The organism is Cyanobium sp. Morenito 9A2 (assembly GCF_024345575.1).
In the GTDB taxonomy this organism is placed as follows: domain Bacteria; phylum Cyanobacteriota; class Cyanobacteriia; order PCC-6307; family Cyanobiaceae; genus ATX-6F1.
The window spans coordinates 89,799-103,214 of record NZ_JAGQBJ010000002.1 but is presented as its reverse complement, the minus strand read 5'-3'; the positions used below and the strand labels follow the sequence as shown (position 1 = coordinate 103,214).

12 protein-coding genes are annotated in these 13,416 nt (G+C 65.3%); 5 read left to right on the top strand and 7 right to left on the bottom strand.

Features of this window, described 5'->3' with window-relative positions; all coding sequences use genetic code 11:
• Positions 1-202 precede the first annotated feature (202 nt).
• Positions 203-1,471 (top strand): glycosyltransferase, encoded by a 1,269-nt coding sequence (locus KBY88_RS04015; protein ID WP_254938624.1) that lies wholly within the window; start codon positions 203-205, stop codon positions 1,469-1,471.
• 97 nt (positions 1,472-1,568) lie between these two features.
• Here the strand turns inward: KBY88_RS04015 and KBY88_RS04010 are convergent, their stop codons facing one another.
• Together KBY88_RS04010 and KBY88_RS04005 are read right to left on the bottom strand one after the other, a co-directional pair.
• Positions 1,569-1,745 carry a hypothetical protein gene (locus KBY88_RS04010; protein WP_254938623.1) on the bottom strand — a complete coding sequence of 59 codons (177 nt, stop codon included), beginning with the start codon at positions 1,743-1,745 and terminating at the stop codon, positions 1,569-1,571.
• Between the two features lie 340 nt (positions 1,746-2,085).
• Positions 2,086-2,955: a GNAT family N-acetyltransferase gene (locus tag KBY88_RS04005; protein WP_396102493.1), complete on the bottom strand. Its 870-nt coding sequence runs from the start codon at positions 2,953-2,955 to the stop codon at positions 2,086-2,088.
• Between the two features lie 78 nt (positions 2,956-3,033).
• On the opposite strand from KBY88_RS04005, the gene KBY88_RS04000 reads away from it, so the two are divergent.
• Positions 3,034-3,708, top strand: a complete 675-nt coding sequence (locus KBY88_RS04000) for an alpha/beta family hydrolase (RefSeq protein ID WP_254938621.1) — start codon at positions 3,034-3,036, stop codon at positions 3,706-3,708.
• A gap of 66 nt (positions 3,709-3,774) precedes the next feature.
• On the opposite strand, the gene KBY88_RS03995 is transcribed toward KBY88_RS04000, so the two are convergent.
• The 3 genes from KBY88_RS03995 to KBY88_RS03985 all read right to left on the bottom strand — a co-directional run bounded on the left by KBY88_RS03995 (position 3,775) and on the right by KBY88_RS03985 (position 5,146).
• Positions 3,775-3,933, bottom strand: a complete 159-nt coding sequence (locus tag KBY88_RS03995) for a hypothetical protein (RefSeq protein ID WP_254938620.1) — start codon at positions 3,931-3,933, stop codon at positions 3,775-3,777.
• Between the two features lie 209 nt (positions 3,934-4,142).
• Entirely contained in the window at positions 4,143-4,637 is a 495-nt protein-coding gene (locus KBY88_RS03990; protein WP_254938619.1) for a hypothetical protein, read from the bottom strand.
• A complete protein-coding gene (locus KBY88_RS03985; protein ID WP_254938618.1) occupies positions 4,637-5,146 on the bottom strand; it encodes a hypothetical protein in 510 nt (169 codons plus the stop codon). Before KBY88_RS03985 ends, KBY88_RS03990 begins: the two co-directional genes overlap by 1 nt.
• A gap of 195 nt (positions 5,147-5,341) precedes the next feature.
• Between KBY88_RS03985 and KBY88_RS03980 the strand changes: the two genes are divergently transcribed.
• Both KBY88_RS03980 and drmD read left to right on the top strand, forming a co-directional pair.
• Positions 5,342-6,265 (top strand): hypothetical protein, encoded by a 924-nt coding sequence (locus KBY88_RS03980; RefSeq protein ID WP_254938617.1) that lies wholly within the window; start codon positions 5,342-5,344, stop codon positions 6,263-6,265.
• Positions 6,262-9,504 carry a DISARM system SNF2-like helicase DrmD gene (gene drmD / locus KBY88_RS03975; protein WP_254938616.1) on the top strand — a complete coding sequence of 1,081 codons (3,243 nt, stop codon included), beginning with the start codon at positions 6,262-6,264 and terminating at the stop codon, positions 9,502-9,504. Before KBY88_RS03980 ends, drmD begins: the two co-directional genes overlap by 4 nt.
• Here drmD and KBY88_RS03970 read toward each other — a convergent pair.
• Both KBY88_RS03970 and KBY88_RS03965 read right to left on the bottom strand, forming a co-directional pair.
• The gene (locus KBY88_RS03970) at positions 9,477-9,890 is read right to left on the bottom strand and encodes a type II toxin-antitoxin system VapC family toxin (protein WP_254938615.1); all 414 of its coding nucleotides are present in this window, start codon (positions 9,888-9,890) and stop codon (positions 9,477-9,479) included. The genes drmD and KBY88_RS03970 overlap by 28 nt on opposite strands.
• Complete coding sequence (locus tag KBY88_RS03965) at positions 9,887-10,135, bottom strand: FitA-like ribbon-helix-helix domain-containing protein (RefSeq protein WP_254938614.1); 249 nt, start codon at positions 10,133-10,135, stop codon at positions 9,887-9,889. Before KBY88_RS03965 ends, KBY88_RS03970 begins: the two co-directional genes overlap by 4 nt.
• An 84-nt stretch (positions 10,136-10,219) precedes the next feature.
• Between KBY88_RS03965 and KBY88_RS03960 the strand changes: the two genes are divergently transcribed.
• Entirely contained in the window at positions 10,220-13,213 is a 2,994-nt protein-coding gene (locus KBY88_RS03960) for an Eco57I restriction-modification methylase domain-containing protein (protein ID WP_254938613.1), read from the top strand.
• Positions 13,214-13,416: the final 203 nt, after the last annotated feature.

The window sequence follows — 13,416 nt, the reverse complement described above, 5'->3', positions numbered from 1 at the left end:
ACCCATCACGATCACCGGCTTGCGGATCCGCATTCGCGGAGGCTGGTCGGAATCCACTCCTCGATTGAGACGTAGAAACACAGGGAGCCGGAGCGCTCCTTGTGACCTCGCATCAACGACTAGGCAAGTGCCCATTTCGGAGAGGGCAACTGGTTTTTCAGCGAACTCTTAGGCTGCGATCGATTGCCACTCGGCAGCGCCGATGACCCATTTCGGCCTGCTCTGCCCCCCCGCCAGCGGCCATCTCCACCCCATGACCACCCTGGGCCATGCGCTGATGAAGCGCGGCCATCGGGTCACCCTCGTTGGCATCGCCGATGCCGAGGCCAGGGTGCGGGCCGCCGGGCTGGGGTTCGAGCCGATCGGCCAGGCTGAGTTTCCGGCCGGCGCCACCCGGGAGATCTTTGCCCACATGGGCGAGCTCAGCGGCCCGGCGGCCTTCCGCACCACGGTGGAGTATTTCGGGCGCTCCACGGCATTGGTGCTGCGCGAGGCACCGTTGGCGTTCCGGCGGCTGGGGGTGGAGGCCCTGGTGATCGATCAGACCTCCTTTGGCGGAGCCACCGTGGCCAACGCCCTTGATCTGCCGTTTGTGAGCGTGAGCTGCGCCCTTTTGCTCAATCCGGAGCCGGCGGTGCCGCCGGTGAATACCGGCTGGCGGTACCACCCGTCCGCCTGGGCGCAGCTGCGCAACCGGCTTGGCCAGAGGGTGCTGTCCCGTCTGGCCCGTCCGATCACCGACATCGTGGCGGACTTCCGGCGCCAGAACAGACTGCCGATGCTGACGGACGGCTCCCAGGCCTGGTCGCCGCTGGCCCAGATCTGCCAGCAGCCGGCCACCTTCGAGTACCCCCGGCGCCAGCTGCCGGCCTGGTTTCACTTCGTCGGCCCGCTCAGCGATACGGCCAGCCGCGAGTCGGTGCCTTTCCCCTGGCACCTGCTCACCGGCCAGCCGCTGATCTATGCCTCCCTGGGCACGATCCAGAACCAACAACTGGGGCTGTTCGCCACCATCGCCGAGGCCTGCCGCCACCTCGACGCCCAGCTGGTGATCGCCCTCGGCGGCGGCAGCACGCCAGAGGCCCTGCCGCCCTTGCCCGGTGCGCCCCTGGTGGTGGGCTTTGCGCCGCAGCTGGAGTTGCTGTCCCGCGCCGCCCTCACCATCACCCATGCCGGCCTCAACACGGTGCTGGAATCGCTCAGCAACGGGGTGCCGATGGTGGCAATCCCCATAGCCAACGACCAGCCAGGCGTGGCCGCCCGCGTGGCCTGGACCGGCAGCGGCGCGGTGGTTCCCCTGAAGCGGATTTCGATGGCTCGACTGCGGGCCGCTATTGATCAGGTGTGGCTCGACCTCTCGTACCGAGAGAACGCCCACAGGCTGCAGCAGGACATAGGCCGCGCCGGCGGTGTGGCCCGCGCAGCCGACATCGTGGAGCAGGCAATCACTACCGGAAGACCGGTGATGTAGCTCTTGGCTGCATGCCAACTGCGTCGTCTGCCATCGTCGCCAGGCCGCGATGCGGTGAGGGCCGATGGTCGGATCTGCAGCGTTGCGCCAGCGCCTGTCAGCCCTGCTTGCCCGCCGCTGCCTGCTCGAACAACGGACCGAGTGGCTCTTCCGGTAGGCGGCCCCGCTCGCTCATCTCCAGGCCTGGCCCAGGGCGCTCGGGCCCGAACCGCTCCAACGGCAATCGAGTACCTGCCTGGGCCTGCTGCTCGTAACGGGGGCGCTGTTGGCCCATGCCACTCCTGCTGGTATTTGGAGCTTGGCGCAGGTTGTTGAGATCGTGAGGCGGATGGGACCCAGCTGCGATAGGCAGATCCAGGAGAACTCTGGAAACGTCTGGCATGACAACGGCTAGGTGATGCCCTGGTGAGGTCAGGTTCAGACTCCAGAGCTGCGCTCCCATGCCGCCGGCCTGGAACAGCTGCTGGTGGAGCACGTTCGGCAGCTCTGCTTGTACGAGTCCAGCTGGCCGGCGCGCAGGCGGCGACTGTTGGGCAGGCCTTCTGCGGGGCCAGCAGGGATGGCTGCCCGCCGGCCACTCGGCTGACACCAGATCCTTCCTGTTCCCAACCATTTCAGCCCAGCTCAAGGCAGGCCAAGCCGTAGAGGTCTTGCAGCGGTAGCTGGGGAGGCCCACCGCGGTACATGCGCACCGTATGGCTCACTACCGAGAAGCCCGACGTACGCAGCAGCGGTTCGGAGCGAAGGTTGGCATCCGGAGCGTCGATCAACACCGGGCCATTGCGCTGGGCGGCCAGCTGATCGATCAGGGCCTGCGCAATGGGGCTGCTGTCAGCGATCAACGGCCCTAGCCGCCAGCCCCCTGCCCGCTCTGGGCCATCCAGCAGGCAGGGCCGGATGCGGCCGTAGCCGCGACAGCAGCCCTGGGCGTCGAGAGCTACCACCACAGTGCCGGGATTCGGCTCCCCCAGCCAGAGGCCCAAGAAGAGCGGCCGGGGAGTGGCCTCATGGCGGGCGTCATAGTCCTGCACCACATCCTTGGGCACGGCGGCTGCCGGCAGCAGGGTGATCCCCTGTGGTTCGGGCGCAGCGGCGTCGCGATCCCCCCGGCCACCTGTGTCCCGCCGCCAGCGCAGGGTTGCGCCTGCGGCGGTGAACCCCCAGCCGGTGTAGTCCACCATTCGCGCATCGGCCGCCTCCAGTCCCACGCAGGCCACCCCTTCAAGGTGGGCCAGGGCCCGCTCCCAGAGGGCCACGCCGTAACCATGGCCGCGGTGCTCAGGGCGGACCAGGAACAAGCCGATAAAGCCGTATTGGTCGTCGTAGCGGACGCCGGCGATACACCCCACAGGCTCGCCGTTAAGGCAGCCCACCCATAGGCCGTCAGAATCGGTGTCGCGATAGTCGTCGACATCGCATGGGCCAGGGCAGAAGCCTTCCCGCCGCGCCCACTCGGTCACCTGGGGCAGATCTGCAGGCCGCATGGGCCGGATCGAATAACCGGACATGGGCGATAAGGGGAAGGTTGCTGGAGCAGGCTCTAGCTGTTACGGCTGCAACCGTTGCTTTCGTACCTAATTGTGGAAGCCGAGGCGTTTCCCTTGATCGATGGCCCCGACACCGCGCAGGCCACCGAGCTGCTGGCCCATGGGGCCGGTGCACCGATGGACAGCCCGTTCATGGCGGCCATCGCCAGCGGCCTGGCGCAGCGGGGCTGGCGCGTGGTGCGCTTCGAGTTTCCTTACATGGCCCGGCAGCGAATCCTGGGCAGGCGTCAGGGACCCGACCGGATGCCGGTGCTGCAGGAGGCGTTCCGCCAGCAGGTGCGGCTGGAGCAGATGGAGGAGCCGGACCGGCCGCTGTTCATCGGCGGCAAGTCGATGGGCGGCCGAGTGGCAAGCCTGCTGGCCGATGAGCTGGCCGCCAGCGATCGGGTGCGCGGCTGCCTCTGTCTGGGCTATCCCTTCCACCCGCCCGGCAAACCGCTGCAGCTGCGCACCGAGCACCTGAGCGCCTTGCAGACGTCCACCCTGATCCTGCAGGGGGAGCGGGATACGTTCGGTCGCCGCGAGGAGGTGGAGACCTACGTCCTCTCGCCGCAGGTGCAACTGCGCTGGATCCCCAGCGGTGACCACAGCTTCAAGCCCACCCGCAGCTCCGGGCTCAGCGAAGCGGAACACTGGGCCACGGCGGTGGCCTTGAGCGATCAGTTCCTACGGGAGCTGCTCAGCGGCTGAGGCCTGGCTTTCTGCTTCGTTTCGCCGGAAGGGCAAGAGAGGGATCGTGCGCCAGGAATCACCCAATCAATGGGGGTTCTCGGTCACCGGAGGGCTGTCGTAGTAGACCCCATCGACATTGAACTTGGGTGTGGTGACGACGTACTCCGTCGTCAGGGTGCTGGGGTCAAACTCGATGACGGTGCGCACCTTGTCGAGCCATTGAACCCGGTAAGACCTGGTCACGGTGAATGTGGCGATCCAGGGTCCATTCACGGTGTCATTGAGCTCGAAGGGGGCCCTCCAGGGTGCGTTTCGTAGAGCTTGACGACTCCCTGTTCGAGCACCCGCTGCGGATCACAGGGCCCATACCCCGTGCGCCCAGCCAGGATGATTTCAGAGACACGGGAATGCCCTTCGGGGTTGAAGCGCAAATGGGTCGCCATTCGTGCAGATCAGGTCTTGCCCAGCAGCACCTTGTCTAAAGCCGCCATCACGCGATGTTCCAGCTGGTCGATGCGCCTGATCAAGCGTGTCTCCACCAGGGCCAGGGCCTCCTCGCTGACGCCGCTGCGCCCTGCTCCCGATTGCGCCAGCGCACGGGCCGGTGCGGGCCAGGCACCGCTTTCAAACACGCTGCTCAGGTGGTCCCAGGTTTTCTTCTTGGTGGGAGCTGGGCCCAGGGCGGCCTCCAGGTGAGCATGGGCGGCCGCGGCCGTGCGGAAGCGGGCCTTGAGGGCTGCTGGCTGGCACTGGTCCCGCGGCAGCAGGGATTGGGCTGCCCCATTGAGTGCCGAGGCCTCCAGGGCCCCGGTTGCCTCCGCTGGCGCCACCTCCTCCACCAACTGACGGATCGCGGCGTTCTGGTCGCCCACGGTGCGAAACAGCTCGGCATCGCCGTTGGCCATGCGCGCCATCAGTTCCCCGAAGCGATCGCTCAGCTCCCCCATCAGCTCTCGTCCCCACCGCGCAGCAGGCGACGCATGCGCTCAATCAGCCGGGTGATGCTGAAGATGCTCCAGTAACCGGCTTCCTCCTTGGCGGCATCAAGTTCCTCGAGGATTCCATCAAGAGCCTGTTGCTTCTTCTCGAAGGCCTCCAGCTCCCGGTGCATCTCCTGGGCGATGCGGAAGGCCTCCGCCTTCTCCGCGCCGAGCTCCATCATGCGACCCTCGTAACCGCGCAGAGTTTCCAGGAACCGCTCGCGCGCCACCGTCAGCTCCCTGGAGCGGCGTTGCAGCTGGGCCCTCGAGCGCGTGAGCGAGGCGTGGCTGTTGCGCATCGCCTGGTAATGGTGCTCGAGCTGCTCACGGCTCAGGGCCGTTAGATCGGCAGGGAAATCCTTGGTGGAGCGGATGCCTTTGCACTCCAGTGCGGCCTGGGCGGCACCAGGCCGCACTGGCATCGATTCAGGGTCTGGCACCAGGAGGGTCAACTCCCCTTGCTTGCTGTCGGCCATCGGATCAAAGAGGTGAACTCCAGCTGAGCACCCAAGAAGAGTGAATGGCCAGCACCAGCCATGGGCTGGTCATGAATCGATTCAGATTTCTCTAACTGAGACAGCCTTCCCGGCCAGACCTGGTCTAGGGAGAAACGGCAAAAAAAACCGCTGCACCCACTAGCTTCCTTTTGTGCACGGGGCAGTTGGATCGGCATGACGGAGATCCCCTGCCTGGGCCAGCTGGAGACCGTGGACCTGCGACAGGCCTGGGCCCATGAGGCCCTGAGCTTCACCCCCTGGCTGGCGGAAAACCTGAATCGCCTCTCAACCGCCCTGGGCATCCCCCTGGAGCTGGAGGGCCAGGAGGTGAGTGTGGGCTCCTTCTACGCCGATCTGCTGGCGCGCAACCCCCAGGACGGCTCGCTGGTGTTGATCGAGAACCAGCTTGAGCAGACCGACCACAACCACCTGGGTCAGATCCTCACCTACCTGGCGGGCCTGGAGGCCCAGGTGATTGTCTGGATCGCCAGCGACTTCCGCGACCCCCACCTCTCGGCGGTCCACTGGCTGAACGATCACACCGTTGATCCCTTCGCGTTCGTCGCGGTGCAGGTGAAGGCGGTACGGATCGGTGATTCACCGATCGCCCCTCTGTTCGAGGTGGTGGCCAAACCCAACGGCTGGGACCGGAAGCTGCAGCAGCAGGTGGCCTCGCAAACAGGTGAGCTCTCCGCCCTGGGCCAGTTCCGGCTGGCCTTCTGGAGCAAGCTGCTGGAGCTCTACCCCGACCAGGCCCAGTGGGGCCCCGCGGACGCGGCCAGCTCCCGCTGGCATCCCCTGAAAAACAGCAGCCTGGTGGTGGTGGCCTACATCTCCGTGTACCGCTGCGGCATCTTCGTGCGCGGCAGGCGCGGGCAATCCCTGGAGGAGTCAAGGGACGTGCTGTTGGAGCATCAGCAAGAGCTCGAGCAGCGGTTGGGCGCGCCGATCAGCGACGGCGACGGCTACGGGCTTTCTCAATCGCTGGAGGCCGATGCCCGCGATTCCACCACCTGGCCCGAGCTGGCGGCCTGGCTTGTCAGCCGGCTGCAGGCCTATGTGGAGGCTCTGGAAGCCACGATCCAGGGAGAACCATGACGGCCACTTCAGCTAGCGATCACCTGAAACCGAAGCCTGGTGCCGTGGTCTACTGCCGCACCCACAATCACCTCGTGGAGGATGTGCGGCCGTCGGAAGAGGACGGCGCTGACACCGTCGTGCGCATGGCGTGTCTGGATGACGGTGTGAATGGCCGGGTGCTGGAGGTGCTGTGGGAGCGGGAAGTGGATGCCCGCGTGTTGGGCGAGAGCACCTGGGACACGGTGGGGCAGCGGGGCTTCGATGACGCCCGGGTGTTCTCCAGCTACCTGCACACCCTGCAGTGGAACTGCGTCACCAGCACCGATCCGGGCCTGTTCCAGGCGCCGTTGCGGGCCGGCATCGACGTGAAGCCCTACCAGCTGGAACCGTTGCGAAAGGCGTTGCGGATGCCGCGGGTGAGCCTGTTCATCGCCGATGACGTGGGCCTGGGCAAGACGATCGAGGCCGGGCTGATCATGCGGGAGCTGCTGCTGCGCCAGAAGGTGCAGCGGGTGGTGGTGGTGGCGCCGCCATCGGTGGTGCTGCAGTGGCAGGGGGAAATGCAAAGCCGCTTCGGGATGGGCTTTGCGGTGATGGACCGGGCCTACGTGAGCCGCATGCGGCGCGAACGAGGCTGGGGCATCAACCCCTGGGCGACCCATACCCGCTTCATCCTCAGCCAGGCGCTGGTGCGCAACGAGGACTACGCCGGCCCCCTGCGTGACTGGCTGGGTGATGGCGCGCGCTCGCTGCTGATCCTCGATGAGGCGCACAATGCGGCTCCGGCCAGCGCCTCGAAGTACGCGATTGATTCCAAGCTCACCCGGGCGGTGCGGGATCTGGCCTGGCGGTTCGAGCACAAGCTGTTTCTTTCGGCCACGCCCCACAACGGGCACAGCAACAGCTTCTCGGCCCTGCTGGAGATCCTCGATCCCACCAGGTTCTGCCGTGGTGTGAGCGTGCGCAAAGCGGATCTCGAGCCGGTGCTGGTGCGGCGTCTCAAGGAGGATCTGCGCCAGATCGGCGTGGATCTGCCCAAACGCAACGTGGTGCCGGTGGTGCTTGATGGCCTGGCCGCCGAAACCCCCGAGCTGAAGCTCGCGGAGCTGTTGCAGCACTACCGAACGAGCCGGGAAGAGCGCCTCAAGGGGGCCGGCACCAGGCAACGGGCCGCGGAGCTGCTGGTGGTGACGAACCTGCAGAAGCGCCTGCTCAGTTCAGTGGAGGCGTTCCACCGCACCCTGGGCGTGCACAGCGACACCCTCAGGCGCCGTGAGCAGGCCCAGCCGCTGCGCAGCGTCAACCACACGGAGCAGCTGAAACGGCTGGACCTGTTGCAACAGGGGATCGACGGAGACGACGAACGGGCCGATGCCGATGAAGACAGCGTGCTGGAGGAGGCCGATCAGGAGCATCGCCTGGCTGTGGCCACGGCAGGCCTGGCTGCTGGGGAGCAGGAGTGGGAGCTGCTCAAGGCCATGGACGCGATCAGCAAACGAGCCCGCTTCGAGGCCGATTCACGCATCGGTTACCTGCGCGAATGGATCCGCCGCCACCTCTGCCCCGATCTGGGCCAGGAGGGCGCCCGCTGGAATGGCGAGCGGCTGTTGATCTTCACTGAGTACGCCGACACCAAGCGCTGGCTGGAGGAGCAACTCCGAGGCCTGATCGCCGGCAGCGACCTCGAGGCCAAGCGGATCGCCACCTTCCATGGCGGCATCGGCGATGAGAAGCGCGAAGCGCTCAAACGCAGCTTCAACAGCCCACCGGATCTCGACCCCCTGCGGATCCTGATCGCCACCGATGCGGCACGGGAGGGGGTGAATCTGCAGAACCACTGCCGCTACCTCTTCCATTTCGATGTGCCCTGGAACCCGGGGCGGATGGAGCAGCGCAATGGCCGCATCGACCGCACCCTGCAGCGCTCACCGGAGGTGTACTGCCACTACTTCGTTCTGCCCCAACGACCGGAAGATCGGGTGCTGGATGTGCTCGTGAGGAAGACCGAGGAGATCCGCTCTGCGCTGGGATCGCTGCCGCCGGTGGTGGTGGGCAAGCTCAACGAGCTGCTGGCCAAGGGGATCAACCCCACAACCATTGCAGCGATGATCGCGGAGATCGGGGGCGTGGATCAGGATGAAGGCTTCAAACGCACCCAGGCGTTGATGAGCGTGGAGCTGGAAGACAGCCGCGTGCGAACCGAAGAATTGAAATCCCAGATCAGCCGGCTGGAGAAGGCGTTGCAGAAGTCGGAAGACTGGTTGCACTTCAGCAGCGAGCTGTTCCGCGATGCGCTGAACACCAGCCTGCGGGTGAGTGCCAAAGACGCCGACGCCATTCCGCAGTTGCGGCCGAAAGATGCAGCCAAGGCCAGGGAGGATCCCGACCGGGCGGAATGGATCTTCCCCAGCGCCAAGGAGCTTCCCGGCGGCGAACACAGCTGGGGCGATGTCCTTGATGCTCTCCGCCCGCCACGACAACCCGGCCAGAAGCTATGGGACTGGCGGCGTGAGACCACACCGCAACCGGTTGTGTTCAAGGACCCGAAGGAAGTGAATGCCGATCGGGTGCACCTGCACCTGGAGCACCCGTTGGTGCAGCGGTTGCTCAACCGTTTTCTGGTGCGCGGCTTCCAGACCGATGAGTTGAGCCGGGCGGCGGTGATCACCACGGGCGACGACACCGCCAAACTTATTCTTCTCGCCCGTCTGTCGCTCTACGGCCATGGCGCGGCGCGTCTCCACGATGAGGTGATTGAGCTGGTGGCCGAATGGGATCCTGCCGATCCCGCGCGCCGGCTGCGGGCGCTCAACGCCACCAAGACCGATAGGGCCCTTGCCGACCTGGAGGTGAGCCTGCAGCAACGACTTCCTGCTGCGAGCCCTGCGGTGCAGCAACAGCTGCGCCTGGGGCTGCCGGCCGATGTGGCCCAACTCAAGGACCGGCTGGGTCAAAGGGCCGACGCAGAAGCAGCAGCTTTCGTGAAAGTGCTGCAGGAGCAGCGCGAGCGGATTCTCAAGACCAAAACGAAGCACGATTCAGACAGTGAGCAACTGGCTTTTGGCTTTGCAGCCGATGAGCAAGCGCAACTGCGGCAGCTGCGTGAAAACCGCAACCACTGGGAGAAACGGCTGGCCCGCATCGATCGGGATCTGGAGGTGGAGCCCCACGCCATCCGCCGCACGTTCGAAGTGAGCACCGCAGCGAGGATCGAGCCGGCGGGGGCGATCTACCTCTGGCCGCTGGAGCTGCCCTGATGCAGCGGGATCGTGATTTCAGGAAAGGCCCGCAGCAGCTGGCGGTCGCTGGTCACCAGAGGGATACCGAGGGTCTCGGCAGCGGCAATGAATTCGCAGTCGTAGGCGCTGCAATCGCTGGCTGCCACAAGACGGAACACCTCGGAGGAGCTCACCGGCACCTCCTGATCCGCCAACAGATCTTCCGCGTAACTCTGCAGAGCGAGCACCTGGCTGAGGCTCAGGGTGCCGCGCCGCAGATAGCCGGCGAGCACGTTGCGCAGCTCACTGCGCCACAGGGCTGGGGCCGCCCACTCGGGATCGCGGGCGAGAAGCGCTTCGGCGTTGGCTGTGTGTGGCCCGCGCAGCAGCAGGTAGGCCACCACGTTGGTGTCCACCACGATCACGGGCGGCCCTCGCGCTTGAAGGCGTCGATCTCACCGGGCTCGAACACCGCATCAGGCGGCAGGGTGGCCCGCAGCTGGCGCAGCTGCTCCAGCCGCACGGCGGCAGTGAGCGTGGGTGGTTGCAGCACGCTCTCCAGGCAAACGATCGCCTCGCTGTTGAGGCTGCGGCGGTGCTGCTGGGCCGACGCCTGCAGGCGTTCGTACAACGCGTCCGGGAGATTCTTGAGGGTGAGGCTCCTGGCCATGGCAGACACGCCGCGACGGGTGCACCCATTCTGCAACCAGAACGGTTGCAGCTGGGGTGCTGCTGCGACGGAGGAAGCGCCCTGATGCGTCCGCGTCCCCCGGGGATCCACACCCACGAGGAGTGGAAGGGCATGGCCAACCCCGTGGGCCTGGTGGTGGAGCCGGTGGTGCTCAACCGCCTGGGAATCTTCCCCGAGAGCGCTACAGCGGTGCTGGCCGATTGGCAGCGGCGGCTGGAGGAGCTGCTGCAAGACCAGCAGCTGCCCGAGACGGGGGAGTGGGCCAGCGTGGCCCCCAGCTTCGAGGCGTTCGCGACGGAGCTGCTCGATTGGCAACCCGACGATCTGCTGGCTGCCTCGGCCCTGGAGCAGCCGATTGCGGTGCCTCTCGACGACTACGACGAGACCCTGATCCCCACCTGGGTGGTGAAGGATCCCGAAGGGACTGCCCAGTTGCTGGTGCAGGAACTGCCGATCGGCACCGACTTCGACGCCATCGCGAAGGGGGGCGATGGCCGCCGCCAGTGGATGGCTTCCCCGCAGCAACGCTTTGAGCGGCTGCTGAAGGAAAGCGAGCACCCGATCGGGCTGCTCTGGAATGGTGTGGCCCTGCGGCTGGTGGTCGCGCCGCGGGGGGAATCGAGCGGCCACCTCAGCTTCCCGCTGGAGCCGATGACCACGGTGGACGGCCGGCCGATGCTCGCCGCCCTGCAGATGCTGCTGGGCCCGGATCGCTTGTTTGAAGGCGGCTCCAGCGCCACCCGCCTGAAGCCGCTGATGGCGGCGAGCCGTAAGGAGCAGAACGAGGTGAGCACGCGCCTGGCCGAGCAGGTGCTGGAGGCGCTGTGGATTCTGGTGGAGGGCTTCGATGCCGCGGAGCGGCAGGCCAAAGACAACAACCGCACTGTGCTGGGCGATCTTCCCAGGGATCAACCGGATCACATCTACGGCGGCCTGATCACCGTGCTGCTGCGGCTGGTGTTCCTGCTCTACGCCGAAGACGAAGAACTGATGCCGGGTGATTCCCTCTACGGCCAGCACTACAGCGTCAGCGGATTGGCGCTGCGTCTGCGCCAGGACAAGGACGAACATCAGGGACAGATGGAGGGGCGCCGTGGGGCCTGGGCCGGATTGCTGAGCCTGTTCCGGCTGGTGTACGACGGCGGCGGACCCACCCGGGCCTACCTGCCGGCCCGCCACGGCGAGCTGTTCGATCCCAATGCCTACCCGTTCCTGGAGGGCCGCGCCGCCGGCAGCCACTACGCCGACGACCCAATCGAGGCGGTGCCGGCAATCAGCGATGACGTGGTGGAGCAGGTGCTCACCAAGTTGCTGGTGCTGGGCGGCCAGATCCTCAACTATCGGGCGCTGGATGTGGAGCAGATCGGCTCGGTCTACGAGGGGATCATGGGCTTCAAGGTGGAGTGTGCGAGCGGGCCCAGCCTGGGGATCACCCACCGGCCGCCACGCCAGAAGATCACGATCACGGTGGTGGTGAACGCCGATGATCTGCTCGCCCAAGCGGCTGCCAAGCGGGCGAACTGGCTGGATGAGCAAGCGGGCGTGAAGTTAAAACTGGCCGCTCCCATTGCTCGAGCCCTCAAAGAGGCAACCAGCCAGGAGAATCTGGCGGCAGCGCTGGGTAAACGCCTGTCGCACCACACGCCACGGGTGCTGCCGGCGGGCAGCCTGGTGCTGCAGCCCACCGAGGAGCGCCGCCGCAGCGGCAGCCACTACACGCCGCGCGCCCTCACCGAACCGATCGTGGCCGAGGCCTTCCGGCCCTGGCTGGAGCGTTGCAACGGCAAGCCCTCCGCCGAACAGGTGCTGGCTCTGAAGGTGTGCGATCCGGCGATGGGCTCGGGGGCGTTCCTGGTGGCCGTCTGCCGTTTTCTGGCCGGCTGGCTGGTGACGGCCTGGGAGGCACCGGGTGGGCCGGGCTTCTCGACGGAGTTCAGGAAGGAGTGGGACAAAGACCTCTACGCCCGCCACTTGATCGCCCAGCGCTGCCTGTATGGGGTGGACAAGAACCCCTTTGCGGTGAACCTGGCCAAGCTCTCGCTCTGGCTGGTGACGCTCAGCAAGGAGCTGCCCTTCACGTTTGTGGATCACGCCCTCAAGTGCGGCGATTCCCTGGTGGGGGTGAGCCGCGCCGAGATCGAAGCGGCACTCAAGGGCGCCGCCAAGCAACGCGAACTGTGGGAAGGCCAGCTACGCGATCTGCGCCAGCAGGAGCATGAAGGCTTCGAGCTCTTCCATGCCGACAGCCGCAGCGACGCCGACGCCGACCACAAACGCCAGGCGCTGCGCCAGCTGCAGGCAAGCACCGCCTTTCTGCGCACCACCGGCGATCTACTGGTGGCGGCCTTCTTCAACGGCAGCAAGCCCATAGATCGCGAGGAGCTGCAGAAGATCTACCTGGCCGAAACAGTGTCGGCCGCAGATGCTGCTGAGCTGGAAGCGGTGATGGAGAAACCGCTGAAGCGGCTGCGCGACGGCGAGAAGGGCATCACACCGCTGCACTGGCAACTGGAGTTTCCCGATGTATTCAGTCGCCGGCAGGTTGGCTTTGATGTGTTCGTTGGCAATCCACCCTTCTTGGGTGGCAATAAGATTCACCCCATTCTGGGTGATCTATACCCAGAATGGCTGCGTAGTCACTTCAAAGAAGGAGGCGGGAAAGGGGTCGACCTGTGTTGTTATTTTTTCAGACAATCTTTTGTGGCGCTGAATACTGGTGGATGCCTAGGATTGATTGCGACTAGCACCGTTGCAGAAGGAGATAGCAGGCTGGCAGGCCTAAAGCAGATTGTCATGCAAGGAGGCACTATATATAACGCTACCAAAAAGATTCCTTGGCCTGGCTCTGCCGCAGTTAGTGTCAGCGTGGTTCATATCATAAAGCAGTCCAGCGCAGAAGAATTAGACGTCTATAACTCATACCTTCTCCCCACGCCAATCGAGCAAGAATCCTGTAGATCAAGTGTGAACGCAGGAAGATCCTTTAGAGGGTGCGTTCTGTATGGTGACGGCTTTGTATTCAAAGATGATCCGACCGATGAGAATGCTGGCCCCTAGAAGGAGCAAGAACATTGCTGCGAAGTGATAGCAGTACTTCTCATGTTCTCAGACCACTCATTGGAGGAAAAGAATTAAACAGTAGTCCAACCCTAAAGTCTTAGCGATATGCAATCTGCTTTCAAGATATGAACCTCCAAGAGGCTGAAAGTTGGCCAGCACTTTTGCAAATCGTTCGCGATCGCGTCAAGCCAATGAGGGAG